This is a genomic window from Clavibacter davisi, from assembly GCF_052751415.1.
The window spans coordinates 1,965,275-1,991,287 of record NZ_CP199882.1; the positions used below are offsets into that span (position 1 = coordinate 1,965,275).

Annotated in this window: 25 protein-coding genes; all 25 read right to left on the minus strand. The window is 74.4% G+C overall.

Annotation, left to right across the window (positions count from 1 at the left end):
- Window positions 1-14: 14 nt before the first annotated feature.
- The gene (gene hisG, locus ACU4ZT_RS09280; protein WP_063071939.1) at window positions 15-854 is read right to left on the minus strand and encodes an ATP phosphoribosyltransferase; all 840 of its coding nucleotides are present in this window, start codon (window positions 852-854) and stop codon (window positions 15-17) included.
- A gap of 46 nt (window positions 855-900) precedes the next feature.
- Window positions 901-1,164, minus strand: a complete 264-nt coding sequence (locus ACU4ZT_RS09285; RefSeq protein ID WP_012038459.1) for a phosphoribosyl-ATP diphosphatase — start codon at window positions 1,162-1,164, stop codon at window positions 901-903.
- Window positions 1,165-1,273: 109 nt separating this feature from the next.
- Window positions 1,274-1,642: an FKBP-type peptidyl-prolyl cis-trans isomerase gene (locus tag ACU4ZT_RS09290; protein WP_063071764.1), complete on the minus strand. Its 369-nt coding sequence runs from the start codon at window positions 1,640-1,642 to the stop codon at window positions 1,274-1,276.
- A gap of 34 nt (window positions 1,643-1,676) precedes the next feature.
- Entirely contained in the window at window positions 1,677-2,345 is a 669-nt protein-coding gene (gene rpe, locus ACU4ZT_RS09295) for a ribulose-phosphate 3-epimerase (protein ID WP_270981509.1), read from the minus strand.
- Window positions 2,346-2,354: 9 nt separating this feature from the next.
- Window positions 2,355-3,833 (minus strand): RsmB/NOP family class I SAM-dependent RNA methyltransferase, encoded by a 1,479-nt coding sequence (locus ACU4ZT_RS09300; protein WP_270981510.1) that lies wholly within the window; start codon window positions 3,831-3,833, stop codon window positions 2,355-2,357.
- Window positions 3,830-4,747: a methionyl-tRNA formyltransferase gene (gene fmt, locus ACU4ZT_RS09305; protein WP_063071762.1), complete on the minus strand. Its 918-nt coding sequence runs from the start codon at window positions 4,745-4,747 to the stop codon at window positions 3,830-3,832. The genes ACU4ZT_RS09300 and fmt overlap by 4 nt, the downstream gene beginning before the upstream one ends.
- A 112-nt stretch (window positions 4,748-4,859) precedes the next feature.
- A complete protein-coding gene (locus ACU4ZT_RS09310; protein WP_445337058.1) occupies window positions 4,860-6,920 on the minus strand; it encodes a primosomal protein N' in 2,061 nt (686 codons plus the stop codon).
- A 42-nt stretch (window positions 6,921-6,962) separates the two neighbouring features.
- The gene (gene metK / locus ACU4ZT_RS09315; protein WP_063071761.1) at window positions 6,963-8,174 is read right to left on the minus strand and encodes a methionine adenosyltransferase; all 1,212 of its coding nucleotides are present in this window, start codon (window positions 8,172-8,174) and stop codon (window positions 6,963-6,965) included.
- Window positions 8,175-8,225: 51 nt separating this feature from the next.
- Complete coding sequence (gene coaBC, locus ACU4ZT_RS09320; protein ID WP_445337059.1) at window positions 8,226-9,443, minus strand: bifunctional phosphopantothenoylcysteine decarboxylase/phosphopantothenate--cysteine ligase CoaBC; 1,218 nt, start codon at window positions 9,441-9,443, stop codon at window positions 8,226-8,228.
- 78 nt (window positions 9,444-9,521) lie between these two features.
- Window positions 9,522-9,791, minus strand: coding sequence for a DNA-directed RNA polymerase subunit omega (rpoZ, locus tag ACU4ZT_RS09325; protein ID WP_012038467.1), 270 nt, complete (start codon window positions 9,789-9,791; stop codon window positions 9,522-9,524).
- Window positions 9,792-9,839: 48 nt separating this feature from the next.
- Complete coding sequence (gene gmk / locus ACU4ZT_RS09330) at window positions 9,840-10,748, minus strand: guanylate kinase (RefSeq protein ID WP_445337060.1); 909 nt, start codon at window positions 10,746-10,748, stop codon at window positions 9,840-9,842.
- Window positions 10,745-11,641, minus strand: coding sequence for an orotidine-5'-phosphate decarboxylase (pyrF, locus tag ACU4ZT_RS09335; RefSeq protein WP_445337061.1), 897 nt, complete (start codon window positions 11,639-11,641; stop codon window positions 10,745-10,747). The genes gmk and pyrF overlap by 4 nt, the downstream gene beginning before the upstream one ends.
- Entirely contained in the window at window positions 11,638-14,928 is a 3,291-nt protein-coding gene (gene carB / locus ACU4ZT_RS09340) for a carbamoyl-phosphate synthase large subunit (RefSeq protein WP_445337062.1), read from the minus strand. The genes pyrF and carB overlap by 4 nt, the downstream gene beginning before the upstream one ends.
- The gene (carA, locus tag ACU4ZT_RS09345) at window positions 14,928-16,097 is read right to left on the minus strand and encodes a glutamine-hydrolyzing carbamoyl-phosphate synthase small subunit (RefSeq protein ID WP_063071935.1); all 1,170 of its coding nucleotides are present in this window, start codon (window positions 16,095-16,097) and stop codon (window positions 14,928-14,930) included. Before carA ends, carB begins: the two co-directional genes overlap by 1 nt.
- A gap of 5 nt (window positions 16,098-16,102) precedes the next feature.
- Complete coding sequence (locus tag ACU4ZT_RS09350; protein ID WP_063071757.1) at window positions 16,103-16,630, minus strand: PH-like domain-containing protein; 528 nt, start codon at window positions 16,628-16,630, stop codon at window positions 16,103-16,105.
- Window positions 16,627-18,018: a dihydroorotase gene (locus ACU4ZT_RS09355; RefSeq protein ID WP_445338649.1), complete on the minus strand. Its 1,392-nt coding sequence runs from the start codon at window positions 18,016-18,018 to the stop codon at window positions 16,627-16,629. The genes ACU4ZT_RS09350 and ACU4ZT_RS09355 overlap by 4 nt, the downstream gene beginning before the upstream one ends.
- A 26-nt stretch (window positions 18,019-18,044) precedes the next feature.
- Window positions 18,045-19,001 carry an aspartate carbamoyltransferase catalytic subunit gene (locus ACU4ZT_RS09360; RefSeq protein ID WP_063071756.1) on the minus strand — a complete coding sequence of 319 codons (957 nt, stop codon included), beginning with the start codon at window positions 18,999-19,001 and terminating at the stop codon, window positions 18,045-18,047.
- A complete protein-coding gene (pyrR, locus tag ACU4ZT_RS09365) occupies window positions 18,998-19,576 on the minus strand; it encodes a bifunctional pyr operon transcriptional regulator/uracil phosphoribosyltransferase PyrR (protein WP_445337063.1) in 579 nt (192 codons plus the stop codon). Before pyrR ends, ACU4ZT_RS09360 begins: the two co-directional genes overlap by 4 nt.
- A 101-nt stretch (window positions 19,577-19,677) precedes the next feature.
- The gene (locus tag ACU4ZT_RS09370; protein WP_445337064.1) at window positions 19,678-20,118 is read right to left on the minus strand and encodes a hypothetical protein; all 441 of its coding nucleotides are present in this window, start codon (window positions 20,116-20,118) and stop codon (window positions 19,678-19,680) included.
- Window positions 20,115-20,456 carry a PadR family transcriptional regulator gene (locus tag ACU4ZT_RS09375; protein WP_270981524.1) on the minus strand — a complete coding sequence of 114 codons (342 nt, stop codon included), beginning with the start codon at window positions 20,454-20,456 and terminating at the stop codon, window positions 20,115-20,117. Before ACU4ZT_RS09375 ends, ACU4ZT_RS09370 begins: the two co-directional genes overlap by 4 nt.
- A gap of 86 nt (window positions 20,457-20,542) precedes the next feature.
- Window positions 20,543-22,591, minus strand: coding sequence for an acetate--CoA ligase (gene acs, locus ACU4ZT_RS09380; protein ID WP_445337065.1), 2,049 nt, complete (start codon window positions 22,589-22,591; stop codon window positions 20,543-20,545).
- Between the two features lie 72 nt (window positions 22,592-22,663).
- Entirely contained in the window at window positions 22,664-23,512 is an 849-nt protein-coding gene (locus ACU4ZT_RS09385) for an ABC transporter permease (RefSeq protein ID WP_445337066.1), read from the minus strand.
- Window positions 23,509-24,552, minus strand: a complete 1,044-nt coding sequence (locus tag ACU4ZT_RS09390) for an aliphatic sulfonate ABC transporter substrate-binding protein (RefSeq protein WP_063071752.1) — start codon at window positions 24,550-24,552, stop codon at window positions 23,509-23,511. The genes ACU4ZT_RS09385 and ACU4ZT_RS09390 overlap by 4 nt, the downstream gene beginning before the upstream one ends.
- Window positions 24,553-24,610: 58 nt before the next feature.
- A complete protein-coding gene (locus tag ACU4ZT_RS09395) occupies window positions 24,611-25,486 on the minus strand; it encodes an ABC transporter ATP-binding protein (protein WP_063071751.1) in 876 nt (291 codons plus the stop codon).
- 112 nt (window positions 25,487-25,598) lie between these two features.
- Window positions 25,599-26,012 carry a transcription antitermination factor NusB gene (gene nusB, locus ACU4ZT_RS09400; protein WP_063071750.1) on the minus strand — a complete coding sequence of 138 codons (414 nt, stop codon included), beginning with the start codon at window positions 26,010-26,012 and terminating at the stop codon, window positions 25,599-25,601.
- Window position 26,013 lies beyond the last annotated feature (1 nt).

The following is a 26,013-nucleotide window of genomic DNA, read 5'->3' on the forward strand; positions in this document are numbered from 1 at the left end:
GGTCGGCGACCACGTCAGATCCGTGCGGCGTGGATGGGGCTGACGAGGATCGCGCGCGCGCCCACCTCGTGCAGGCGGTCCATGATCTGGTTCGTGTCGTCGCGCGGCACCATCGAGCGCACGGCGACCCACGCGGGATCCTGCAGCGGCGAGATGGTGGGCGACTCGATGCCCGGCGTGATGGCCGTGGCGGCGTCGAGCAGGTCGAGCGGCACGTCGTAGTCCATGAGCACGTAGCGGCGCGCGACCAGCACGCCCTCGAGGCGGCGGAGGAGCGTCGCGGCGCCCGCCTTCTCCTCGGCGCCGGAGATGAGCACGGCGGTGGAGCGGAGGATCACGGGGCCGAAGATCTCGAGCCCCGCCTTCCGCAGCGTGGTGCCGGTCTCGACCACGTCGGCGATCGCGTCGGCGACGCCGAGCTGGATGGCGGACTCGACCGCGCCGTCGAGGCGGATGAGCTGCGCCTCCACGCCGTGCTCGCGGAGGAACCCGCCGACGAGGACGGGGTAGCTCGTGGCGATGCGGACCCCCGCGAGGTCCGCCAGGTCCTGGAACCGGCCGACCGGGCCGGCGAAGCGGAACGTGGATCCCGCGAAGCCCAGCTCCGCGGTCTCGGACGCCTCGGACGCCGAGTCGATGAGGAGGTCGCGGCCGGTGATGCCGACGTCGAGCGCGCCGGAACCGACGTAGGTGGCGATGTCGCGCGGGCGGAGGTAGAAGAACTCGACGTCGTTGCGCGCGTCGAGGACGTAGAGCTCCTTCGGGTCACGCCGGCCGGCGTACCCGGCCTCGGCGAGCATCTGGGCGGCGGTCTCGGCGAGCGAGCCCTTGTTGGGCACGGCGACACGGAGCATGGGGATCACTTCTTCCTGGGGTGGGGTCGACGGGTGACGGGGCGCGTCACAGATGTCGGCCGACGTCCTCCAGGGTGAGCCCGCGCGCGATCATCATGACCTGCACGTGGTACAGCAGCTGCGAGATCTCCTCGGCCGCGCGGTCGTCGGACTCGTGCTCGGCCGCCATCCAGACCTCGGCGGCCTCCTCGACGACCTTCTTGCCGATCGCGTGCACGCCGCCGTCGAGCTCGCGGACGGTGCCGGACCCCTCGGGCCTCTCGGCGGCGATGCGGGTGAGCTCGCCGAACAGGTCATCGAAGGTCTTCACGTGGTCCAGGGTACAGCCGCGCGAAGGGGCCCCGGCACGACGACGGGAGGCCGGGAGCGATGCGCTCCCGGCCTCCCGGTGGTGGTGCTGGTCGTGCGTGGTCGCGGTGCTAGCCGACGCCCTGCAGGTCGATCACGAAGATCAGCGTGCGGCCGGAGAGGCGGTGGCCGCCGCCCGCGGGGCCGTAGGCGAGCTCCGGCGGCACGACGAGCTGGCGGCGTCCGCCGACCTTCATGCCGGGGATGCCCTGCTGCCAGCCGGCGATGAGGCTGCGGAGGGGGAAGCGCACGGACTGGCCGCGGCTCCAGGACGAGTCGAACTCCTCGCCGGTCTCGAAGTCGACGCCGAGGTAGTGCACGTCGACCGTGTCGCCGGGCTGGGCCTCGGGGCCGTCGCCCACGGTGACGTCGGAGATGGTGAGCTCTGCGGGGGCCGGGCCGTCGACGGGCTCGACCTCGGGCTTGGTGGTGTCGGTCATGGATCCAGTCAAGCAGATCCGCGCCGGGCCGCCGTCAGTGCGCGTGCGTGTGCGCCTCGGCCGCGCGGCGCAGCTCGGCGATGGACGCCTCGGGGTCGCCGCCGCGGAAGACGCCGGATCCGGAGACGAACGTGTCGGCGCCCGCCTCGGCCGCGCGGCCGATGGTCTCCACGTCGATGCCGCCGTCGACCTGCAGCCACACGTCGTGCCCGGAGTCGCGGAGGCGCGAGCGGAGGGCGCGGAGCTTGGGCATCGTCTCGGGCATGAACGACTGGCCGCCGAAGCCGGGCTCCACCGTCATCACGAGCACCTGGTCGAACTCGGCGAGCAGGTCGAGGTAGTCGTCGACGGGGGTGCCGGGCTTCAACGCGATGCCGGCGCGCGCGCCGATCGCGCGGAGACGGCGGGCCAGCGCGACGGGCTCCTCCGTGGCCTCGGCGTGGAAGGTGACGCTCGCGGCGCCCGCCTCCGCGTAGCCGGGGGCCCAGCGGTCGACGTCGTCGATCATGAGGTGGATGTCGAGCGGGACCGGGGTCACCTCCTGGAGGCGCTGCACCATCGGCAGGCCGAACGTGAGGTTCGGCACGAAGTGGTTGTCCATGACGTCGACGTGGACGAGGTCGGCCGTGGCGAGGCGCTGGATCTCGCGCTCCAGGTTCGCGAAGTCGGCGGACAGGATGCTCGGTTCGATGCGGACGGGCATGCCCCGACCCTACCGGCGGGTCAGCAGGGCGATGAACATGGCGTCCGTGCCGTGCCGGTGGGGCCAGAGCTGGACGCTGGATCCGCGGGCGCCCGCGTCCGGGTCGGCCTCGGGCAGCTCGAGGTCGCCCTCGGCCACCTCCTGCAGCACGGCGCGCGTGTCGAGCGCCGTCACGTCCGGGTGGCGCTGCAGCGCGGCCTGCACGATGGCGCGCGTCTCGGCGAGGTGAGGCGAGCACGTGACGTAGGCGAGGATCCCGCCGGGCGCGAGCGCGCCTATCGCGGAGTCGATGAGGCCGGTCTGGAGCGCGCCGAGGCCCGCGACGTCGCGCGGGGTCTTGCGCCAGCGCGCCTCGGGCCGGCGGCGGAGGGCGCCGAGGCCGCTGCACGGGGCGTCGAGCAGGATCCGGTCGAAGGCGCCCGGGTGCTCCTCCCCCACGGTGGTGCCGTCGGCCTCCCACACCTCGGTGTCGCCGGGGACGGCGCGGAGGGCGTCGCGGACGAGTCCCGCCCGCGCGGGGACGAGCTCGTTGGCCGTGAGCAGGGCGCCGGAGCGGCCGGCCTCGGCGGCGAGCAGCGCGGCCTTGCCGCCGGGGCCCGCGCACAGGTCGAGCCAGCGCTCGCCGGGGGTGACGGGCCGGGCGCGGCTGAGCGCGAGGGCGGCGAGCTGGGAGCCCTCGTCCTGCACGCGCACGCGGCCCTCGGCGACGCCGGGCGCGTCCACCGGGTCGCCGCCCTCGAGGTAGGCGCCGACGGGCGAGAACGCGGCCGGCTGCTCGCCCGTCTCCGCGACGGTCGCGAGGCCGGGGAGCGCGACGAGGCTGACGGCGGGCGCGGCGTTGTCGGCGCTCAGCAGGTCCTCGAGCTCGTCGGCGCGGCCCTCGCGGGCGAGCGCCTGGCGGAGGGCGCGCAGCACCCAGAGGGGGTGGGAGTGCTCGAGCGCGAGGCGCTCGTCGTCGCTCGCGGCGCTGTCGAGCACGCGCTGCCGCCACTCGGCGGGCTCCGAGCGCGTGATGGTGCGGAGGACGCCGTTGACGAAGCCCGTCGCGGAGCGGGATCCGACCGCGCGCGCCATGTCGACGCCCTCGTTGACGGCGGCGTGCGTGGCGACGCGCATGCTGAGGAGCTGGTGCACGGAGAGGCGCAGCACGTCGAGGATGGGGGCGTCGATCGCGGTGACGGGGCGGCCGGCGGCCAGCTCGATCACGCGGTCGTAGTAGCCGGACATGCGCAGCGTGCCGTAGGCCAGCTCGGTGGCGAGCGCGGCGTCCTGCGCGGAGAGGGCCGCGCGGCGGATCCGGACGGGCAGCAGCAGGTTCGCGTACGCGTCCGACTCGCGCACCGCGCTCACGACCTCGTAGGCGACGCGGCGGGCGGGGCTCACGGTGGCGGGCCCGCCGACGTCGGGGCGGTCGTCGGCGCGGCGGCCTCCTCCCGAGGGGCGGCGTCCGCCCGGCCGGCGGGCGGAGGATCCGGTGCTCTCGCTCATCGTGCGGTGACGTCCTTCCTCGTGATGCCGCGCCACCAGTCGGCGGCGGGCATGGCGCTCTTCCCGGCGGGCTGCACCTGGATGAGCTCGACCGGGTGGGTCGCGGTGCCGACGGCGACGCGGCCGTCGACGGATCCGAGCGCGCCGGGCGCGAGCGGCGCGGCATCGCGCAGCGCGGCGGCGCGGTGGACCTTGAGGCGCACGTCGTCCACGGAGGTGTGCGCGCCGGGCTCGGGCGTGACGCCGCGGATCCGGGCGAGCACCTCCTCCGCGGGCCGCGCCCAGTCGATCCGGCCGTCGTCGATCGTGGTCTTGGGGGCGAGCGTCGGCTCGCCCTCCTGCGGGCGCGCGACGGCCGTGCCCGCGCCGATGGCGTCGACCGTGCGTTGCAGCAGGTCGGCGCCCTGCTCCGCGAGCGCGTCGAGGACGTGACCGGCCGTCTCGTGCTCGCCCGTGGGGCGTTCCTCCATCGCGAACACGGGCCCGGTGTCCATGCCGCGCTCCAGCTGGAAGACGCTCGCGCCCGTGACGCGCTCGCCGGCCATGATCGACCGCTGCACGGGGGCGGCGCCGCGCCACCGGGGCAGCAGCGAGAAGTGCAGGTTGATCCAGCCCTTCGCGGGAGTGGAGAGCAGCGGCTCGCGGACCAGGCCGCCGTAGGCGACGATCACGCCGAGGTCGGCCCCGACCGCGGCGATGCGCGCGGTGGCCTCGTCGTCGAGGAGGTTGGTGCGGAGCGTCGGGATCCCGAGCCGCTCGGCCTCCGCGGCGACGGGCGACGGGGTGAGCACGCGCTTCCGGCCGAGCGGCGCGTCGGCGCGCGTGACGACGAGGGCGACCTCGTGGCCGGACGCGGCGAGCAGCCGGAGCGAGGGGACGGCCGGGAGCGGCGTGCCGGCGAAGACGAGTCTCATTGCGGGTCCCTTCCGGGGACGACGTGCGGGTGGGCGGGGCGGGCGGAGGCGGCGGCGGCCGGGGCGGCGCAGCGGTCCGCGGCGGCAGGGCGGGCGGCGTGGGCGACGTGCATCAGAACAGCCCCGTGTCGTCGAACCGTACACGGAGGGGGACCGTGGGCCGGAACCCGGTGCGGCCCGCGACCGGCTTGCGGCGGCTCGAGGCGTTGCGCACGACGGCCGCCCGCAGCTCCCGCGCCGCGTCGGCGCCCCGGGCGTAGTCGAGCCGGACGATGGCGCGCACGCGGCCCTGCTCGGTGGGCACGGGGCCGAGCACGTCGACGCCCTCGATCCCGGCCAGGCGCTCGACGGCCGCCCCGACCGCATCCGGCAGGCCCTCGACGCTCGCGGCGCGCACCGCGGGCGGGAAGCGCAGGGCGCGGCGCTCGAGCAGCTCCTCGCGCGCGTACCGCGGCTGCTGCCAGGTGGCGAGCGCCCGGGCGACCTGCCCGCCGACGCCCACGAGCATCACGGGCGCGCGCGGTGCGGCGAGGGCGGCGGCGTTCGACCACTGGCGGAGCACGTCCTCCCCCACCCGCAGGCTCTCGCGCGCGAGCATCCGCTCGCCGTCGAGCAGGAGGATCGCGCGGTAGCCGCCCGCCGCCACGGGCTCCGCGCCGCGCGTCGCGACCACGAGCCGCGACTCCGCGTCCACCTCCTGCACCTGGCGCTCGCCGTCGGCGACCACGACCTGCACGCCGGGGAACGCGCGGCCGAGCTCCTCCGCGGTGCGGCCCGCGCCGATGGTGACGAGGCGCAGCTCGTCGGATCCGCAGTTGGCGCACGTCCAGTCGCCGGCGAGGTGGCCGCACCAGCCGCACGTGGGCGTGCTCGTGGCGGTCGACATGCCGAGGGGCCCGGTGCAGACCGTGCAGCGCGCGGCCTGGCGGCACGCACGGCAGGCCACGAGCGGCGCGTAGCCGGGGCGGGCGACCTGGATCAGCACCGGCCCGTGCTCCACCGCGTCCTTGGCGGCGCGCCACGCGCCCGAGGGAATGCGCGCCTGGCGCGCGAAGCCCTCGTCACCCGTCTGCGACGTGGTAGGGATGACGCGCGGAGGCCGGTTCACGGCGGGCGTGACGCTCCCCAGGTGGCCGATCGCGACGAGCCGCTCGACCTCCGTGCTCCGCGAGTGGGCGAGGAGGACGAGCGCCGTGCCCTGCTGCTGCGTGCGGAGGAGCGCCACGTCGCGGGCGTGCGCGTAGGGGCTGAGCGGCTCGGCGTGCAACGGGTCGCCCTCGTCCCACAGCGCGATGAGGCCGAGGCGCGCGGCGGGCGCGTAGACGGCGGAGCGGTTGCCGACGACGATGCGCGGCTCCTCGCCCAGCCCCTGGAGGAACGCGCGGTAGCGGTCGGGGCCGGACTGGCGGGCATCGGTGCGGATGACGGATCCGGCGGGCGCGTGGGCCCGGAGCGCCGTCTCCAGCTGGTCCTGGTCGCGGTAGTCGGGCACGACGAGGATGCTGCTGCGGCCCGACGCGAGCACCCGGACGGCGGCCTGCGCGAGCGTGACGGCCCAGCGCCCGGCCCATGCGCCGCCGGGCAGCTCGACGACCTCGGGGATCGCGTCGACGGCCGCGCGGCCGGACGCGTCGACCACGGCGTCGAGCGAGCCGGGGGCGTAGCCGTCGATCGGAGGCAGGGCGGGGTCCCCGACCGGAGCGGCCTCGGCTTCGTCCGTCCGATCGCCGGCGTCGGCAGCCGCCGCGAGGCCCGCGAGGTGCGCCTTCTCCACGCGCACCTGCCGCGGGGGCACCGCCAGCCGCACGACGTCGGATGCCGTGCCGGCCTGCCGGTCGGCGACAGCGCGAGCGAGCGCCCAGACCTCCGGCCGCAGCACGGGCAGCGGCGACACGACCTGCTCGACCTCGCTGAGCGCGCCGTCGTAGCCCTGCCCGTCGCCGACCTCGATGACGTAGCCGTCGGCCACGCGTCCCGCCGAGCGCAGCGGCACGCGCACGCGGACGCCCGGGACGCACGTCGTGCGCAGCGCCTCGGGCACCGCGTAGTCGAACAGCCGGTCGAGCTGCGGGAGCGGCGAGTCCACCATCACCCGCACCACGGGCGGGCGCGCGCCGGACGCGGCCTCCGTGGTCGCGGATCCGCCGACGGGCGCGGTCTCCCCCGCGGTCATCGCGCGCCCCCGGTCACGGGGCGACCCGCGCGGCTGGTCGCGTCAGAGCCCCGCGGCGCTCTGCAGGTCGGCGACACGGTCGAGCGCCTCCCAGGTGAAGTCCGGCAGCTCGCGCCCGAAGTGCCCGTAGGCGGCGGTCTGCGCGTAGATGGGGCGGAGCAGGTCCAGCTGCTCGACGATGGCCGCGGGACGCAGGTCGAACGTCTCGCGGATGGCGCGCACGATGCGCTCCTCGGGCACGTGCGCCGTGCCGAACGTCTCGACGTAGAGCCCCACGGGCGCGGCCTTGCCGATCGCGTACGCGACCTGCACCTCGAGCCGGTCGGCGAGGCCCGCGGCGACCGCGTTCTTCGCGACCCAGCGCATGGCGTACGCGGCGCTGCGGTCGACCTTCGACGGGTCCTTGCCGCTGAACGCGCCGCCGCCGTGCCGGCTGAAGCCGCCGTACGTGTCGACGATGATCTTGCGGCCGGTGAGCCCGGCGTCGCCCTTCGGCCCGCCGATCTCGAACTTGCCGGTGGGGTTGATGAGCATCGTCGCCTCGCGCGAGTCGAGCTCGATGCCGATCTCCGCCGCCTGCGCGAGCACCGGGCGGATGACGTGCTCCTCGACCTCGCGGCGGAGGTCGTCCTGGGAGACCTGCGGCCCGTGCTGCGTGGACAGCACGACGGTGTCGACCGTGCGCGGCACGAGCCCGTCGTAGCCGATGGTGACCTGCGTCTTGCCGTCCGGCCGGAGGTACGACAGCTCGCCCGAGTGGCGGACGGCTGCGAGGCGCTCGGCGAGCCGGTGCGCGAGGTAGATGGGGAGCGGCAGGAACACGGGGGTGTCGCGCGACGCGTAGCCGAACATGAGGCCCTGGTCGCCCGCGCCCTGGAGGTCGTGCGCGTCGGTGGACGCCGTCCCCGACCGCGACTCGTACGAGCGGTCGACGCCCTGCGCGATGTCGGGCGACTGCGCGCCGATGGAGACCGTGACGCCGCAGTTGCTGCCGTCGAACCCGACCTCGGACGAGTCGTAGCCGATGTCCCGGATGCGGTCGCGGACGATCTGCGGGATGTCCACGTAGCCGGACGTGGTGACCTCGCCGGCGACGTGCACGAGGCCCGTGGTGACGAGCGTCTCGACGGCGGCGCGGCTCGACGGGTCCTGCGCCAGGAGCGCGTCGAGGATGCTGTCCGAGATCTGGTCGCAGATCTTGTCGGGGTGGCCCTCGGTGACGGACTCGGAGGTGAACAGGCGCAGGTCGGTCACAGAGGCCTCCAGGGGATCGCGTGGCGCCCGCCCATCGCTGCCGCGGAGTCGTTACCGCGGAGTCGGCAGACCCACTACGTCGAGAATTCGATGGGCCACCTGCTCCTTGGAGCCGGAGGCCTCGGCCAGTGTATCGCCGGACCTCCCGAGCACCGTGATCGCGTTGCCCTCTGTGGCGAACCCCTCGAACCACCCCACCCTGTTGAGGACGAGCAGGTCGCAGCCCTTCCGGGCGAGCTTCGCGCGGCCGATGCGCACCAGCTCCGCCGGGTCCTCCTCGGTCTCCGCCGCGAAGCCGACGACCACGCGACGCGAGCCGTCCGCGCGCGGCACGGCGGCGTCCGCCGCGAGCCGCTGGAGCACGTCCGGGTTCCGCACGAGCTCGACGGAGAGCGACTCCCCCGCCTCGTCCTTCTTGATCTTGCCCTCGGACACGGACACCGGCCGGTAGTCGGCGACAGCCGCGGCCATGATGACGACGTCGGCGTCGTCCGCCTCGCGGACCATGGCGTCGGAGAGCTCGAGCGCGGTCGACACGGGCACGACGCGGACGCCGGCGGGCGCTGTCACCTCGAGGTGCGCGGCGACGAGCACGACGTCGGCGCCGCGGTCGCGCGCGGCCGTCGCGAGGGCGACGCCCTGGCGGCCGGACGAGCGGTTGCCGAGGAAGCGCACGGGGTCCAGCGGCTCGCGCGTGCCGCCAGCCGAGACGAGGACGCGGCGGCCCTCGAGGTCGCGTCCGCCCGGGCGGACGGCGGCGAGGGCCGCGGCGATGACGTCCTCCACCTCGGCCATGCGGCCGGGCCCGGAGTCGGTGCCGGTGAGCCGTCCCGAGGTGGGGCCGACGAGGGTCGCGCCGCGGGAGCGCAGGAGGGCCGCGTTGGCCTGGGTGGCCGGGTGCTGCCACATCTCCGTGTGCATCGCGGGCGCGACGACGAGGGGCGCGCGGCTGGCGAGGATCGTGGTGCCGAGCAGGTCGTCCGAGAGGCCGAGTGCCATGGACGCGAGCGTGTGCGCGGTGGCCGGGGCGACGACGATGAGGTCGGCCTTCTGGCCGAGCGCCACGTGGCGGACCTCGGAGACCCCGTCGTAGAGGTCGCTCGTGACGGGGTTGCGGCTCACGGCCTCGAGCGTGGGCTTCCCGACGAAGCGGAGCGCGGCCTCGGTGGGCACGACGTGCACGTCGTGGCCGAGGAGCACGAGGCCCCGGACCACGCCGACGGCCTTGTACGCCGCGATGCCGCCCGTGATGCCCACGACGACCATCACGCGGCGGCGCTCCGGGGCTCGGGGGCCGGGAGGGCGTGCGGGGTGCGGTCGGCGCGGGGCATCCGGGACGGCGGGCGGCTAGGAGGCCGCGGGCTCCACGATGGGCGTGGCGACGAGCTTGTCCTCGTTGATCTCGTGCATGGCGACCGAGAGGGGCTTGTCGTCGATGGTGGAGTCGACGAGCGGTCCGACGTTGTCGAACAGGCTGCCCTCGTGCAGGTCGGCGTAGTAGTCGTTGATCTGGCGGGCCCGCTTGGAGGCGAAGATCACGAGCGCGTACTTCGAGTCGACCTTCGAGAGGAGCTCGTCGATGGGCGGGTCGATGATGCCCTGGGTCTTGTCAACCATGGATGTGCCGCTTCCTCATTGCATGGAAGAAGGCCGCACGGGTCCGTGTCATGGACCGACGGCCTTCCTGGATTTCATCAAGTCTACGACCTCGCGCGCCGCCTCCGCGACATCGCGGTTGACGACGAGGTGGTCGAACTCGTCCTGGGCGGCCAGCTCGACCTTCGCGGTGTCGAGCCGACGCTGCTGCTCCTCGGGCCCCTCGGTGCCGCGGCCGACCAGTCGGCGCACCAGCTCCTCCCAGGTGGGCGGCAGCAGGAACACCAGCCGGGCCTCCGGCATGGCGGCCTTCACCTGGCGGGCGCCCTGGATGTCGATCTCCAGCAGCACGCTCCGGCCCTCGGCCAGCGCCACGTCGATGGGCGCGCGCGGCGTGCCGTAGCGGTGGGCGTTGTGCACGGTGGCCCACTCGAGGAGCTCGCCGTGCTCGACCATGCGGTCGAACTCCGCGTCGGACACGAAGTAGTAGTTGACGCCCTCGACCTCGCCCGGGCGGGGCGCGCGGGTCGTGGCGGAGACCGAGAGGAGCACGTCGGGCTCGTTCTCGCGGATGAAGGTCGAGACGGTGCCCTTGCCGACGGCCGTGGGGCCGGCGAGCACGACGAGGCGGCTCGGCTCCACGATCTGCTTGGCGGCCTGCCAGTCCTCGAGGAACCGGGTGAGGCGCACCCGCTGGTGCACGCCGAGGCCGCCGAGGCGCTTGGCGGTGGAGATGCCGAGCTCGCCGAGGATCCGCTCGAGCTTGGTGGGGCCGATGTTCGGGATGCTCGTGAGGAACTCGGTGACGCGGAGGGTGGCCTCGGCGCGGCGGGCGGGATCGGCGGACGCGTCGAGGACGCCGAGCGGGGTGCGCTCCCCCGTGACGATGTCGTGCTTCACCTCGGCGCGGGCCCGGCGCGCGGCGACCGCGGCCTGGGAGGCGGCGACGCGGTCGACCTCGGGTGGTTCGGGCCTCATGGGAGCGCCTCTCTGAGTCGTGCGGCGTGATCGGTGACGGCCTCCGCGACACGCCGTGGCCCTGCCGCGAGGATACTCCGCGAGGCGCTCGCGACCACAACGCCGGCGGCCGGACCGAACAGCTTCCGGACATCGGCGAGCAGCGCGCCCTGGTGGCCGAAGCCGGGCGCGAGGATCGGCGTGCGGGTGAGGCGCGCCAGGTCGAGGCCGGCGTCGGCCGCGTCGACGGTCGCGCCGATGACGAGGCCGAACGCGCCGGGCTCGGCCGCGGGATCGTCGAGCGACCCGTTGGCGGCGACGGCGGCGTCCTGGATCGCGCGGGCGACCGTGCGGTGGGCGGACGCGGATCCGCCGCCGGGGAGCAGCGCGCGCTGGAGCCCGCGCGCCTCGGGGTTCGAGGTGGCGGCGAGGACGAAGACGCCCGCGCCCCACACGTCAGCAGCGGCGCGCACGCCGTCGAGGGACCCCACGCCCGTGTAGGCCGTGAGGGTCACGGCGTCGGCGCGCAGCGGGCTGTCGGGCGCGAGCCACGCGGCGCCGTACGCGTCGACCGTGGAGCCGATGTCGCCGCGCTTGGCATCCGCGATCACCAGGAGGCCGGCGTCACGGGCGGCCGCGAGCACGCGCTCGAGGGCGGCGTACCCGGCGGATCCGTGGCGCTCGAAGAACGCCACCTGCGGCTTGACGATCCCCGCGCGCCCGGCCGTCGCCTCGACCACGCGCAGGCCGAACTCCTCGAGGCCGCGTGCGTCGTCGGCGAGGCCCCACGCGTCGAGCAGCGACCGGTGCGGGTCGATGCCCACGCAGAGCTGCCCGTGCTCGCGGAACGCCCGCGCGAGGCGCGCGCCGAACGGCGGGACGGCCGGAGCCGCCCCGCCGTCGGCGGTCGTCACCTGCGGGCCTCGCGGGCGATCGCGTAGTCCTGCAGGCTCGTGACGTCGAACCCGGCGCGGATGGCGTCGAACGACGCGACCGCGGCCGTGAGCTGCGCGATGGTCGTGAACAGCGGCTTGTCCGCCGCCACGGCCGCGGCGCGGATCTCGTAGCCGTCCGCGCGGGCGGTGCGGCCCGAGGGGGTGTTGATGACCACGTCGACCTCGTCGCGGTTGATGAGGTCCACGATCGACGGCGAGTCCCCCGCGGCCGGCGTCTCGCTGTACTTGCGGACGACGCGCGCCTGGATCCCGTTGCGGCTGAGGATCTCCGCCGTGCCCTCGGTGGCGAGCACCTCGAAGCCCAGCTGCTGGAGGCGCAGCACCGGCAGCACGATCGAGCGCTTGTCGCGGTCGGCGACCGAGACGAACACCGTGCCCGAGAGCGGGAGGCCGCCGAACGCCGCCTCCTGGCTCTTGGCGAACGCGCGGGGGAAGTCGCGGTCGATGCCCATGACCTCGCCCGTGGAGCGCATCTCCGGGCCGAGCACGGAGTCGACGATGAGGCCGTCCTTCGTGCGGAACCGCTTGAAGGGCAGCACGGCCTCCTTCACGGCGACGGGCGAGTCCATCGGCACGTCGGATCCGTCGCGCTCGGGCAGCAGCCCGGAGGCCTTGAGCTCGGCGATGGAGGTGCCGACCATGACGAGCGACGCCGCCTTCGCGAGCGGGATCCCGAGCGCCTTGGAGACGAAGGGCACCGTGCGGCTGGCGCGCGGGTTCGCCTCGAGGACGTAGAGCACGCCCGCGCCGATCGCGAACTGCACGTTGAGGAGGCCGCGCACGCCCACGCCCTCGGCGATGGCGCGCGTGGCGTCGACGACCTGCTGGATCTGGCCGCGGCCGAGGGTCACAGGCGGGAGGGTGCAGCTCGAGTCGCCCGAGTGGATCCCGGCCTCCTCGATGTGCTCCATGACGCCGCCGACGTACAGCTCGGTGCCGTCGTAGATGGCGTCGATGTCGATCTCGATGGCGTCGTCGAGGAACCGGTCGATGAGGAGGGGCTTGCCCTCGCCGATGATCCCCTGGTCGGCCATGCGCAGGAAGTAGTCGTGCAGTGTGGCGGTGTCGAAGACGATCTCCATGCCGCGGCCGCCGAGCACGTAGCTCGGGCGGACGAGCACGGGGTAGCCGATCTCCTCCGCGACGACCACGGCCTCGTCGATCGCTGTGGCCGTGCCGTTCCGCGGCGCCACGAGGCCCGCGGCGTCGAGGATGCCGGAGAACAGGCCGCGCTCCTCCGCCAGGTCGATGGCCGACGGGCTCGTGCCGAGGATCGGGACGCCCGCGGCCTCGAGGCCCTTCGCGAGCCCGAGCGCGGTCTGGCCGCCGAGCTGCACGACGACGCCGACGAGCTCGCCCGCCTGCTGCTCCGCGTGCACGATCTCGAGCACGTCCTCGAGCGTGAGCGGCTCGAAGTAGAGCCGGTCGCTCGTGTCGTAGTCGGTGGAGACCGTCTCCGGGTTGCAGTTGATCATGATCGTCTCGAACCCGGCGTCGGACAGCGCGAAGGACGCGTGCACGCACGAGTAGTCGAACTCGATGCCCTGGCCGATGCGGTTCGGGCCCGAGCCCAGGATGATCACCTTGCGGCGGTCGGACGCCACGATCTCGGTCTCGGAGTCGTAGCTGGAGTAGTGGTACGGCGTGAGCGCGGGGAACTCGCCCGCGCACGTGTCGACCGTCTTGAACACGGGCCGGATGTCGGCCGCGTGGCGCGCGTCGCGCACCTCCTGCTCGCTCAACCCGCGGATCTCGGCGATCTGCGCGTCCGAGAAGCCGTGGTCCTTGGCCTCGCGGAGCGTCTCCGCGTCGAGCTCGTCGGCGTCGCGCACGGCGTCGGCGACCTCGTTGATGAGCACGATCTGGTCGATGAACCAGGGGTCGATCTTCGTGGCGTCGAAGACCTGCTCCGCCGTGGCGCCCGCGCGGAGGGCCTGCTGCACCGTGACGATGCGGCCGTCGGTGGGCGTGCGGCTGACCTCGAGCAGCTCGTCGACCGAGCGGGTCTCGGGGCCCCAGTGGAACGAGGATCCGCGCTTCTCGAGCGAGCGCAGCGCCTTCTGCAGCGCGGTCGAGTAGTTGCGGCCGATGGCCATGGCCTCGCCGACCGACTTCATGGTGGTGGTGAGCTCGGCGTCGGCGGCCGGGAACTTCTCGAACGCGAACCGCGGCACCTTCACGACCACGTAGTCGAGCGTGGGCTCGAAGCTCGCGGGCGTGACCTTGGTGATGTCGTTGGGGATCTCGTCGAGCCGGTAGCCGATGGCGAGCTTCGCGGCGATCTTCGCGATGGGGAAGCCCGTCGCCTTCGACGCGAGCGCGCTGGAGCGGGACACGCGCGGGTTCATCTCGATGACGATGAGTCGGCCGTCCGCGGGATCCACCGCGAACTGGATGTTGCAGCCGCCGGTGTCGACGCCCACCCGCCGGATGATGTCGATGCCGATGTCGCGCATGTGCTGGTACTCGCGGTCGGTGAGCGTGAGCGCGGGCGCGACCGTGATGGAGTCGCCCGTGTGCACGCCGACCGGGTCGACGTTCTCGATGGAGCAGACGACGACCGTGTTGTCGGCCGTGTCGCGCATGAGCTCCAGCTCGTACTCCTTCCAGCCGAGGATCGACTCCTCGAGGAGCACCTCGGTGGTGGGGCTCGACTGCAGTCCGTCGGCGACCATGCGCTCGAGCTCCTGGCGGGTGTGCGCGAAGCCGGAGCCGAGGCCGCCCATGGTGAAGGAGGGGCGGATCACGAGCGGGTAGCCGAGGTCCTCGGCGAACTCCACGGCCTGCTCGAGCGTCTTCGCGACGTGCGAGCGGGCGACGTCGGCGCCGGACTCGATGACGAGGTCCTTGAAGAGCTGGCGGTCCTCGCCCTTCTGGATGGCCTCGACCTTCGCGCCGATGAGCTCCACGCCGTGCTTGGCGAGGATGCCGAGCTCGTCGAGGCGGATGGCCGCGTTGAGCGCGGTCTGGCCGCCGAGGGTCGGGAGCACCGCGTCCGGCTTCTCCTTGATGATGATCTTCTCGAGCACCTCGCTCGTGATCGGCTCGATGTAGGTCGCGTCGGCGAAGCCCGGGTCGGTCATGATCGTGGCGGGGTTCGAGTTCACGAGGATGACGCGCACGCCCTCCTCGCGGAGCACGCGGCAGGCCTGCGTGCCCGAGTAGTCGAACTCGGCGGCCTGGCCGATGACGATCGGCCCGGAGCCGATGACGAGGACGCTGTTGATGTCGTCGCGCTTGGGCATTACACGGTCTCCTGGGGGGTCGCGGCGGATGCGGGGGCGTCGCCCGCGGCGTGGATCAGCTCGATGAACCGGTCGAAGAGGTACGACGAGTCGTGCGGGCCTGCGGCCGCCTCCGGGTGGTACTGCACCGAGAAGGCGGGGATGTCGAGGCAGTTGAGCCCCTCGACCACCTGGTCGTTGAGCGAGACGTGGCTGACCTCGGCGCGGCCGAAGCCGGCCGGGCTCTCGACGGGGCCGTCGAGCGGCGCCGAGACCGCGAAGCCGTGGTTCTGGCTCGTGATCTCGACGCGGCCGGTCCGGCGGTCGAGCACGGGCTGGTTGATCCCGCGGTGCCCGAACGGCAGCTTGTAGGTGTCGAAGCCGAGGGCGCGGCCGAGGAGCTGGTTGCCGAAGCAGATCCCGAAGAACGGGATGCCCTTGCGCAGCACGTCCTGCAGCAGCTCCACGTGGTACTGCGACGCCTCGGGGTCGCCGGGGCCGTTCGAGTAGAAGACCGCGGTGGGGGCGAGCTCGGCGAGCTGCTCGGTGGTGATCGACTGCGGCACCACGTGCACGTCGAGCCCGCGGGCGGCGAGGTGCTTCACCGTCGCGGTCTTGATGCCGAGGTCGAGCACGGCGACGGAGCCGATGCGCTCGCCCACGGCGGGGATCGTGTACGTCTCCTGCGTGGAGACCTCGGCGGAGAGGTTGCGGCCCGCCATGTCGGGCGCCTGCCGCACCTGCGCGAGCTGCTCCTCGTCGCCGAGCGCGAAGGCCTCGCCGGAGAAGACGCCGGCGCGCATGGCGCCCTCGTCGCGGATCCGGCGGGTGACGGCGCGCGTGTCGATGCCGGAGATGCCGACGACGCCCTGGGCGACGAGGTCGTCCTCCAGGGTGCGCTGCCCGCGGAAGTTCGAGACCACGCGGGAGGGGTCGCGGACGACGTAGCCGGCGACCCAGATGCGGCGGGACTCCATGTCGTCGTCGTTCATGCCGGTGTTGCCGATGTGCGGCGCGGTCTGGAGCACGATCTGGCCCGCGTAGGACGGGTCGGTGATCGTCTCCTGGTAGCCGGTCATGCCGGTCGCGAAGACGGCCTCGCCGAGCGTGGTGCCACGGGCGCCGTACGCGCGTCCGACGTACCTCCGTCCGTCCTCGAGTACCAGGACCGCCGGTTCGTGTCGGGCCATGTCGGTCACTTCCCTTCGTTGTCGTCGTCGTGCGCGGGGCGGGGGATGCGGTGGAGGGCGTCGACGAGCGCGGTCTTCTCGCGCGGGTCGATCACCCGGAGGTACGTGTCGACCTCGACGCCGGCGGCCTCGTCGAGGAGCCAGGTGACGGCCACGAGGCCGCCCTCTTCCACGACGCGGTCGATCGCGTAGGTCGCGAGGCCGGATCCGGTGATCCGGTCGGCCGGCACGAGCACCGGGCGCTCGCCGTCGATCGCGAGCACCAGGCCGGCCGGGTGGATCCGGGCGGCCGCGCGTCCCCGGAACCCGAGGGGCGCGACCGTGAGCCGGTCGAGCGGCTGGCCGGCCGTGGTCGTGGCGACGTAGAGCACGTCGACCTCGAGGTCGGGCGCACCGAGGTCCTCGGGCGGCCGCGGCGGCTCGGGCAGGGCGCGCTGGCGACGGCGGCGCGCGCGCCAGCCGAGCACCATGAGCGCGAGCAGCAGGAGGAGGAGCGCGATCACGGTGAGCGCGGGTCCGGTGCGGTCGCTCATGCGCGTCCCGCCGCGGCGTCGGCCGCCGCCTCGCGCGCGTCGGCGTCGGCCCGGTCGCGGAGGACCGCGGCGCGCGCGACGGTCTCGCGGTCGACGAGGGCGCCGTCGAGCACCGTCGGGTAGCCGCGGTGGAACGTGGCGACCACGCGACCCGGCAGCGTCATCTCGAGGTACGGCGAGTTGCCGCTCAGGCCGCCGAGGTCGTCGCGCCCGAAGACGCGCGAGGCCGCGGGGTCGTACAGCGTGATGTCCGCCGGGGCACCCGCCTCGAGGACGTGCCCGTGCTCGGCGAGGCGGCCGATGCGCGCGGGCGCGTGCGACATGACCCGGGCGACGCCCTGCCAGTCGAGGAGCCCGGTGTCGACCATCGCGAGCTGGACCACCGAGAGCGCCGACTCGAGGCCGACCATGCCGAACGCGGCCGCGTCCCACTCGCAGTCCTTGGCCTCGGTCGGGTGCGGCGCGTGGTCGGTCGCGACGACGTCGATCGTGCCGTCGGCGAGCGCCTGGCGGAGCGCCTCGACGTCCGCGCGGCGGCGGAGCGGCGGGTTCACCTTGTAGCGCGCGTCGTAGCCGGCGACCAGGTCCTCGGTGAGGAGCAGGTGGTGCGGCGTGACCTCGGCGGTGACGTCGACCCCGCGGGCCTTGGCCCAGCGGATCACGTCGACCGAGCCCGCGGTGGAGACGTGGCAGACGTGCAGGCGGGATCCCACGTGCTCGGCGAGCAGCACGTCGCGCGCGATGATCGACTCCTCCGCGACCGCGGGCCAGCCCGTGATGCCGAGCTCGCCCGACAGCTCGCCCTCGTTCATGGTCGCGCCCTCCGTGAGGCGCGGATCCTGCGCGTGCTGCGCGATGACGCCGTCGAAGGCCTTCACGTACTCGAGCGCGCGGCGCATGAGCAGCGGGTCGGAGACGCACTTCCCGTCGTCGGAGAAGACGCGGACGGCCGCGCGGCTGGACGCCATGGCGCCGATCTCCGCCATCGACTCCCCCGCGAGCCCGACCGACACGGCGCCGATGGGGCGGACGGTGGCGTAGCCGGCCGCGTCGCCGAGGGCCTTGACCTGCTCGACCACGCCCGCCGTGTCCTGCACGGGCATCGTGTTCGCCATCGCGAAGACCGCGGTGAAGCCGCCGAGGGCCGCGGCGCGCGATCCCGTGAGCACGGTCTCGCTCTGCTCGTAGCCGGGTTCGCGCAGGTGCACGTGGAGGTCGACGAGGCCGGGCAGCGCGACCAGGCCGTCCGCGTCGAGGACACGCGCGCCCGCGGGGGCGTCGAGGTCGGCGCCGATCGCCCGGATGCGCCCGTCGGCGACGAGGATGTCGGCGCGCTCGCCGGAGGGCAGGGTGGCGCCGCGGATCAGGTGCGCGTCGTCCAGGGTCATCGTGTCCTGGGTCATCTCGTTCTGGGTCATCGGTCGGCCTTCCCGTCGCCGGACAGCAGGAGGTAGAGGACGGCCATGCGCACCGAGACGCCGTTGGCGACCTGCTCGCGCACCGTGGACCTCTCCGAGTCGGCGGCGGCGGCGGATATCTCGAGCCCGCGGTTCATGGGCCCCGGGTGCATGACGATCGTATCGGGCCCGAGGAGCGCGAGCCGCGCGTCGTCGAGGCCCCAGATGCGCGCGTACTCGCGCGGGTTCGGGAAGAAGGCGGCCCGCATGCGCTCGGCCTGGATCCGCAGCATCATCACGGCGTCGGGCTTCCCCTCGCGAAGCGCCGCGTCGAGGTCGTAGCGCACGGTGACGGGCCAGGATCCGACGCCCACCGGCACGAGCGTGGGCGGCGCGACGAGCGTGACCTCCGCGCCGAGCGTCGTGAGCAGCCACGCGTTCGAGCGGGCGACGCGGCTGTGGAGCACGTCGCCGACGATGACGACGCGCGTGCCGTCGAGGCCCTTCCCGCGCGCGGCGGATCCGTGCAGCCGGCGGCGGATCGTGAACGCGTCGAGCAGCGCCTGCGTGGGGTGCTCGTGCGTGCCGTCGCCCGCGTTGACGATGCCTGCGTCGATCCAACCGCTGCCAGCGAGGGTGTGCGGTGCGCCCGAGGACGGGTGGCGGACGACCACGCCGTCGGCGCCCATCGCCTGCAGCGTCTGCGCGGTGTCCTTGAGGCTCTCGCCCTTCGAGACGCTCGACCCCTTGGCGCTGAAGTTGATGACGTCGGCCGAGAGGCGCTTGGCGGCGGCCTCGAACGAGATGCGCGTGCGGGTCGAGTCCTCGAAGAACAGGTTGACGACCGTGCGGCCGCGGAGCGCGGGCGTCTTCTTGATCTCGCGGGTGCCGACGTCGGCCATGTCCTCGGCGACGTCGAGGATGTGGACCGCCTCGTCGCGGGACAGGTCGCGGGTGGAGAGCAGGTGCCTCATGCGCGGACCTCGCCCTCGGTCGCGGCGGGCGCGTCGTCGGGACCGGCGATCGTGACGGCGTCCTCGCCGTCGATCTCGTCGAGCCGCACGAAGATGCGCTCCGCGAGGCTCGACGGCAGGTTCTTGCCCACGAAGTCGGCCCGGATCGGGAGCTCGCGGTGCCCGCGGTCGACGAGCGCGGCGAGGCGCACGGCCGTGGGGCGGCCGAGGTCGCCGATGGCGTCGAGGGCGGCGCGCACCGTGCGGCCGGAGAAGAGCACGTCGTCCACCAGCACGACCGTGCGGCCGTCGACGCCGCCGGGCGGCAGGAGCGTGGGGGCGGGTGCCCGGGTCGGGTTCCGCTGCAGGTCGTCGCGGTACATGGTGACGTCGAGCGAGCCCACCAGGTCGGCGGGGGCGTCGGGCTCGAGACGGGCGATGATCCGGCCGATGCGCTCGGCGAGGACGGTGCCGCGGGTCGGGATGCCGAGGAGCAGCAGGCCGGCGGGGCCGCGGTTCGACTCGAGGATCTCGTGGGCGATGCGCGTGAGCGCACGGGTGATGTCAGAGGGCTGCAGCACGACGCGCTGAGGCAATCCGACCTCCTTCCCCGCCTCTCGGGACGGATGTTAAAGGTGGTCTGTTCCGCCGGTCACTCTAGCGGGTGTCGGCCGGGCGCCGTGTCGGCGCCACCCCGTCACCCGCGCGAGCGCCCCTCCCCGGCGTGGATGCGCGGGCCGCGCATCCGCCGTGCGGAAACGACGCTCACGACGACGAGGACGCCGACGATGCCGAGGCCACCCACGAGCACGGCGACGATCGGCGGGATCCCGCCGACCACCGGTTCGCCACGCACCAGCCCGGCGATCCCGAGCGCGAGGGCGACCCCGAGCAGGGCGCCGGCGAGCGCCAGGAGGGCGAGCCGGACCACCCGGAGCGCCGGGGCCGGGCGGTCGACGGTGGCGGCGACGCTCGCGGCGTAGGCCCGCGCGGGGCCGCACGCCTCTACGGGATCCTCCCCCGTGTCGGCGACGTGGCTCTCCACCTGCGCGACGGCGTCGCCGATGGCGGCGCCGGGCACGTCGCGCATGCGGAGCGCGAGGGCGAGCTGCTGGGTGTACTCGGTCGTGGTGGTCATGCGGGGTCCCTCCGGGGTGCGAGCAGTGCGGTCGTGCGCTCCGCGAACAGCAGCCATCGGCGGCGCTGCTCGTCCAGGCGGGCGCGGCCGACCGGGGTGGCCGAGTAGTACTTCCGGCCCGGGCCCCCGTCCCCCTGGCGCCACTCGGACGCCAGCGCCCCCGCCTGCTCGAGGCGGGCGAGGATCGGGTACAGGGTGCCGCCCTTGACGGTGCCGATGCCCGCCTCCTCGAGGCGGGCGGCGATGAGGTAGCCGTAGGTCTCCCCCTCGGCGACGACGGCGAGCGCCATCATCTCGAGGGGACCCCGGAGCCACTCGCCCGGCCAGTTCGCGTCCATAGGTAGATGGTATGCCTGAGTAGATGGCCGCACAAACTACTACCGCCCGAGCGGGCTGGCCCGGTCGACCCGGCCGCGTCCTCCGCTCAGCCCGCGGAGGCGTCCAGCACCGCGCGGATCCGGCCCAGCACGGCGGCGTCCTGCAGGCTCGTGGCGTCGCCGAGGGTCCGCCCCTCCACGAGGTCGGCGAGCAGCCGCCGCATGATCTTCCCCGAGCGCGTCTTCGGCACGTCCGGCACGACGACGACGCGGCGGGGCTTCGCGACCGGCCCGATGGCGCGGGCCACGTGCGCGGTGAGGAGCGGCTCCAGCTCCGCGGCGAGCGCGTGCCAGCCCGCCGCGTCGTCGTCCGCCGGGCGGTCGTCGCCGGGCGGCACGACGAACGCGACGACGCGCTGCCCCGTGAGCTCGTCGGCGACTCCCGTGACCCCGGCCTCGCCGACGCGCGGGTGCGCGACGAGCGCCGACTCGATCTCGATGGTGGAGAGCCGGTGGCCGGACACGTTCACGACCTCGTCGATCCGGCCCTGCAGCGCGACGTCGCCGTCCTCGTCCCGGCGCGCGCCGTCGCCCGCGAGGAACCAGCCCCGCTCGGCGAATCGCTCCCAGTAGGCGCGGCGGTAGCGGTCCGGGTCGCCCCACACGGTGCGGGCCATGCCGGGCCACGGGCGCTGGATCACGAGGAGGCCGCCCTCGCCGTCCGCGGCGGGCTCGCCGTCGTCGTCGACCACGTCCACCCGGAACCCGGGCAGGGCGCGGCCGGCGGCGCCGGGCTTGAGGGTCGCGACGCCGGGCAGCGGCGCGATGACCGCCGCTCCCGTCTCGGACTGCCACCACGTGTCGACGACGGGCGCCCGCCCGCCGCCGATCTCCCGGTGGAACCAGCGCCACGCGGCGGGGTTGATCGCCTCCCCCACGGATCCCAGCAGCCGGATGCTCGAGAGGTCGTGCGCCTCCCGCACGCCGTCGGGGTGCCAGCTCATGAGCGAGCGGATCAGCGTGGGCGCCGTGTAGTACGTCGTCACCCCGTACCGCTCGATGATCTCGAGGTGCCGCCCGCGGTGGGGCGTGTCGGGCGTGCCCTCGTAGATCACCTGGGTCAGGCCGTTGGACAGCGGACCGTAGATCTCGTAGGTGTGCGCGGTGACCCAGGCGAGGTCGGCGGTGCACCAGTGCACGTCGTCGGGCTTCGCGTCGAAGTGCGCCCAGTGCGCCCAGGACGCGTGGGTCAGGTACCCGCCGGAGGTGTGCACGAGGCCCTTGGGGCGTCCCGTCGTGCCGGACGTGTAGATGATGAAGAGCGGGTGCTCGGCGTCGAAGGCCCGCGGCTCGTGGACCGGCGACGCGGATCCGACGGCGTCGTGCCACCACACGTCGCGTCCCGGGGTCCAGGGCACGTCCTGCCCGGTGCGGCGGACGACGAGCACGTGCTCGATCGACGCGATGCCCGCGACGGCCTCGTCGGCCTGCGGCTTCGTCGCGACGGCGGTGCCGCGGCGGTTCTGCCCGTCGCTCGTGATGAGCAGCTTCGCGCCCGTGTCCTCCACCCGGAAGCGCAGCGCCTCCGCGGAGAAGCCGCCGAACACCAGCGAGTGCACGGCGCCGATGCGGGCGACCGCCAGCGTCGCCACGATCGTCTCGACCAGCACGGGCAGGTAGATCACCACGCGGTCGCCGGGCCCGATGCCCAGCGCCGTGAGCGCGTTGGCGGCGCGGGACACCTCGTCCTGGAGGTCGCGGTACGTGACCGCGCGCCGGTCCCCCGGCTCGCCCTCGAAGTGCAGCGCGACCTTCTCCCCGCGCCCCGCGGCGACGTGCCGGTCGACGCAGTTGACGGCGACGTTGAGGCAGCCGCCCGCGAACCACGTGGCCGCGGGCACCTGCGGGGTGCCGTCGGCGGCGACCGGCGGGATCCACGTGTGCGCGGTCTCCCACGGCGTCTCCCAGTCGAGGCGGCGGGCGGCCTCCTCCCAGAAGGCGACCGGATCCGCGTCGGCTCGCGCGAACGCCTCCGCCTTGACGTTCGCCGCCGCCGCGAGATGCGCCGGCGGCGGGAAGAGCGCCTGCCCGACGGTCGCGTCGGCGTCCTCATCGGGGGCGGCGGTCTCGGCCTGCTCGGTGCGCGGGGAGGTCATGCGCCGACGCTACGTGCGGCGCCGCCTCGATCCGGAACCGGGATGTCACGCGACGACACGGAACGGCCGCGGTCAGCCCCAGCGGCGCACGAGGACGCGCTCGACGAGGCCCACCACGGCGTCGGTGACGGCGCCGAGCACGGCGAGCAGCACGATCGCGAGCAGCACCCGGTCGACGCGTCCGTTCGAGGACGACTCCGTGAGCAGGAAGCCGCGCCCCATCGAGGCGGCGAGCAGCTCCGCGGCCACGAGGAACAGCCACGACTGCGCGAGCGCGAGCCGGAGCCCGGAGACGACCGCCGGCAGCGCGGCGGGGAGCTGCACGGTCACCAGCAGCGGGATCCGCGTCAGCCCGAACGCGCGCCCCGCCTCCACGAGGTGCGGGTCCACGTGCCGGAGCGCCCCCGCGACGGTCGTGTACACGGGGAACATCGCGCCGATGGCCACGAGGGTGACCTTGGAGTCCTCGTTGATCCCCATCCAGAGCAGGAGCAGCGGCACCCACGCGAGCGACGGCACCGTGCGGAAGGCGCCCGCGGTGGGCGCGAGGAGGAGCCGGCCCACGCGCGACAGGCCGACCACCGCGCCGAGCACGAGGCCCACGGTCGCGCCGAGCGCGAAGCCGAGCAGCACGCGCTGCAGGGAGATGGCGACGTACGGGCCGAGGATCCCCTGCTCGGCGAGCTGGACGCCCGCGCGCACCACGTCGAGCGGCGCGGGTAGCAGGTGGGCGGGCACGGCACCCGTCGCGGTGACGACGGCCCACAGCCCGACGACGACGGCCGGCACCACCAGGCCGACGGCCGTGCGAGTCAGCGCGGCGCGGGCGGAGCGGGCGCCGTCCCGCCGGCGGTCGTCCGGGCGGGCGTCGCGCGTCGCACCTGCGTCGCGGGCGACGGGCGTCCGGTCGACGGCGGTCATCCGGCGGTCCCGGGAGCGGCTGCGGGATCCGCGGCCTCGGCGAACCGCGGCTCGAACAGCTCGTCGAGCGCGTCGTCGACCTTCCCCTGGTCGGTCACGTCGCCCGAGTCCACGAGGATCGGGCCGACGCGCTCGAGGACGGTGCGCTGCGCGTCGCCGGGCACCGGATCCACGGCCAGGTTCGTGCGGTCGATCACGGAGGTGGCGACCCCGGGGTCGATCGCCGCGGCCCGCGCGAGGATCGCCGCCGTCTCGTCCGGGTGCGCGACGGCCCACGCGCGCGCCTGCTCGTACGCGTCGACGACCGCCTGCGCGAGATCGGGCGACGCGTCGAGGAACGACTGCGTCGCGTTCAGGAACCCGTAGGTCGCGAAGTCGACGTTCCGGTACAGCAGCGTGGATCCCGCCTGCGCCTCGCTCGCGGCCATCAGCGGGTCGAGCCCGGCCCACGCGTCGACCGCGCCGTTCTCGAGCGCCGCGCGGCCGTCGGCGTGCTGGAGGTTCTGGATGGTGACGTCGGAGGCGGGGATGCCCGCCTGATCCAGCGTCTGCAGGAGGAAGAAGTACGGGTCGGTGCCCTTCGTGGCGGCGATGTCGGCGCCGCGGAGCTCGTCGACGCTCGTGATGGGCGAGCCCTTCGGCACGACGATCGCCGTCCACTCGGGCTGGGAGTACACGTCGATGGTGCGGATGGGAGAGCCGTTGGCGCGGGCGAGCAGCGCGGCGGAGCCCGCGGTGGAGCCCACGTCGACGGCGCCCGCCCGCAGCAGCTCGTTGGCCTTGTTCGAGCCCGCGGACTGCACCCAGTCGACCTCGACGTCGGACCCGAGGCGCGCCTCGAGGAGGCCCTGGTCCTTCACGATGAGGCTGAGCGGGTTGTAGGTCGCCCAGTCGACCGTGAGCGTGTCGGCGCTCCAGCCGCCCGCGGCGGCCGGGGCGGGAGCGACGGAGGAGCCCTCGCCCGCGGCGCAGCCGGCGAGGAGCAGGACGGCGGCGGTCGCGAGCGCGAGGGCGGATCGGCGGGGCAGGAGTCGGGTCACGGGGTCCTCGGTGCGGTGTCGGGTGCGGTGGTCGAGCGGGGCCGGCGGATGGGGCGGATCAGCCGCCGCGGTGGCCCGGCACGCCGAGCCCCTCGAGCAGCTCCGCGCGGAGGGCCGCGAGGGTGGCGTCGCCGCGGTCGCGCGGGCGGGCGCCCGGCACGTCGAGCACGCGGCGCACGGTCGCGCCCGGCGCGGCGCCGGGCGCGGGATCGGGCCCCAGCAGCACCACGCGGTCGGCGAGGTGCAGCGCCTCGTCCACGTCGTGGGTGACGAGCAGGACGGTCGTGGGGATCGCGGCGTGCACGTCGAGGAGGAGGTCCTGCATCCGCAGCCGGGTGAGGGCGTCGAGCGCGCCGAACGGCTCGTCGAGCACGAGCACGCGGGGTCGGCGGGCGAGCGCGCGGGCGAGCGACGCGCGCTGGGCCATGCCGCCGGAGACCTGGCGCGGACGGAGGTCGGCCGCCTCGGCGAGGCCCGTGAGCTCCAGCAGGTCGCGCACCCGGGCGTCGCCCTCGGCGCGCGGCACGTCGCGCGGGAGGCCGAGCCGCACGTTGGCGCGGAGCGTGCGCCAGGGCAGCAGCCGGGGCTCCTGGAACGCGGCCGCCGAGCGCTGGTCGACGTCGCGCACGGGCGTCCCGTCGATGCGGAGGGACCCCGCGTCGGGCCGGTCGAGCCCGCTCACCTGGCGGAGGAGCGTCGACTTGCCGCAGCCGGAGGGCCCGAGGACCGCGACGACGTCGCCGGCCGCGAGGTCGAGGTCGACGTCGCGCAGCACGACGCGCGTGCTCCGTCCGCCGTCGACCGGGAACGACCGGCCTACCCCGCGGAGCTCGACGGCGCCGGCCGAGCCGGGTTCGGGATCCGCGCCGGCGTCGGCGCGGGCGCGGGCGGGCGTCGCGGGAGCGCGGTGCGAGGCGGTGGCGGTGGCGGGCATGACCCGACGCTAGGTCGGCGCGTGCCGACCCGCCTCGTCCCCCGTCACACGCCGTCGCGAGGCGACACGCGGCGTAACGGAGGTGGCGAGAACGGGCCCGACGTGCCGGGGATCAGGCCTGCGCGGCCGCGATCCGGGCGAGCATGCCGTTCACGAACGACGCCGACTCGTCCGTCGAGAGCGACGACGCGAGGTCGACGCTCTCCGAGATCGCGACGCCGTTCGGCACGTCCGCGTTGAAGAGGATCTCCCAGATGCCGATGCGCAGGATCGCGCGGTCCACGGCGGGCATGCGGGCGAGGGTCCAGTTCACCGAGTACGTCTCGATGAGCTCGTCGATCTCGTCCTGGTGCGCGACGAACCCCTCGGCGATCTCGCGGGCGTACTGCCACGAGGCCTGCCGGTCGGGCTCGGCCGCGGCGCGCTGCTGCTCGACCGCGAGGGTGGCGGGGATGCTCTCCCCGCGGATGTCGGCGACGTAGAGGACATCGAGGGCGCGCTTGCGCGCCTTGGTGCGTGCGCTCACG

Excerpts from the sequence above, each read along its gene's own strand:
- ACU4ZT_RS09375 (WP_270981524.1), bottom strand. The coding sequence starts at position 20,456 with ATGGACGCGAACTGGCCGGGCGAGTGGCTCCGGGGTCCCCTCGAGATG.
- ACU4ZT_RS09355 (WP_445338649.1), bottom strand. The coding sequence starts at position 18,018 with ATGACCCTGGACGACGCGCACCTGATCCGCGGCGCCACCCTGCCCTCC.
- ACU4ZT_RS09290 (WP_063071764.1), bottom strand. The coding sequence starts at position 1,642 with ATGACCGACACCACCAAGCCCGAGGTCGAGCCCGTCGACGGCCCGGCC.
- ACU4ZT_RS09370 (WP_445337064.1), bottom strand. The coding sequence starts at position 20,118 with ATGACCACCACGACCGAGTACACCCAGCAGCTCGCCCTCGCGCTCCGC.
- acs (WP_445337065.1), bottom strand. The coding sequence starts at position 22,591 with ATGACCTCCCCGCGCACCGAGCAGGCCGAGACCGCCGCCCCCGATGAG.
- fmt (WP_063071762.1), bottom strand. The coding sequence starts at position 4,747 with ATGAGACTCGTCTTCGCCGGCACGCCGCTCCCGGCCGTCCCCTCGCTC.
- ACU4ZT_RS09395 (WP_063071751.1), bottom strand. The coding sequence starts at position 25,486 with ATGCCCGCCACCGCCACCGCCTCGCACCGCGCTCCCGCGACGCCCGCC.
- carA (WP_063071935.1), bottom strand. The coding sequence starts at position 16,097 with ATGGCCCGACACGAACCGGCGGTCCTGGTACTCGAGGACGGACGGAGG.
- hisG (WP_063071939.1), bottom strand. The coding sequence starts at position 854 with ATGCTCCGTGTCGCCGTGCCCAACAAGGGCTCGCTCGCCGAGACCGCC.
- ACU4ZT_RS09360 (WP_063071756.1), bottom strand. The coding sequence starts at position 19,001 with ATGAGGCACCTGCTCTCCACCCGCGACCTGTCCCGCGACGAGGCGGTC.
- ACU4ZT_RS09350 (WP_063071757.1), bottom strand. The coding sequence starts at position 16,630 with ATGAGCGACCGCACCGGACCCGCGCTCACCGTGATCGCGCTCCTCCTC.
- gmk (WP_445337060.1), bottom strand. The coding sequence starts at position 10,748 with ATGAGGCCCGAACCACCCGAGGTCGACCGCGTCGCCGCCTCCCAGGCC.
- rpe (WP_270981509.1), bottom strand. The coding sequence starts at position 2,345 with ATGCCCGTCCGCATCGAACCGAGCATCCTGTCCGCCGACTTCGCGAAC.
- carB (WP_445337062.1), bottom strand. The coding sequence starts at position 14,928 with ATGCCCAAGCGCGACGACATCAACAGCGTCCTCGTCATCGGCTCCGGG.
- ACU4ZT_RS09385 (WP_445337066.1), bottom strand. The coding sequence starts at position 23,512 with ATGACCGCCGTCGACCGGACGCCCGTCGCCCGCGACGCAGGTGCGACG.
- rpoZ (WP_012038467.1), bottom strand. The coding sequence starts at position 9,791 with ATGGTTGACAAGACCCAGGGCATCATCGACCCGCCCATCGACGAGCTC.
- ACU4ZT_RS09300 (WP_270981510.1), bottom strand. The coding sequence starts at position 3,833 with ATGAGCGAGAGCACCGGATCCTCCGCCCGCCGGCCGGGCGGACGCCGC.
- ACU4ZT_RS09310 (WP_445337058.1), bottom strand. The coding sequence starts at position 6,920 with ATGACCGCGGGGGAGACCGCGCCCGTCGGCGGATCCGCGACCACGGAG.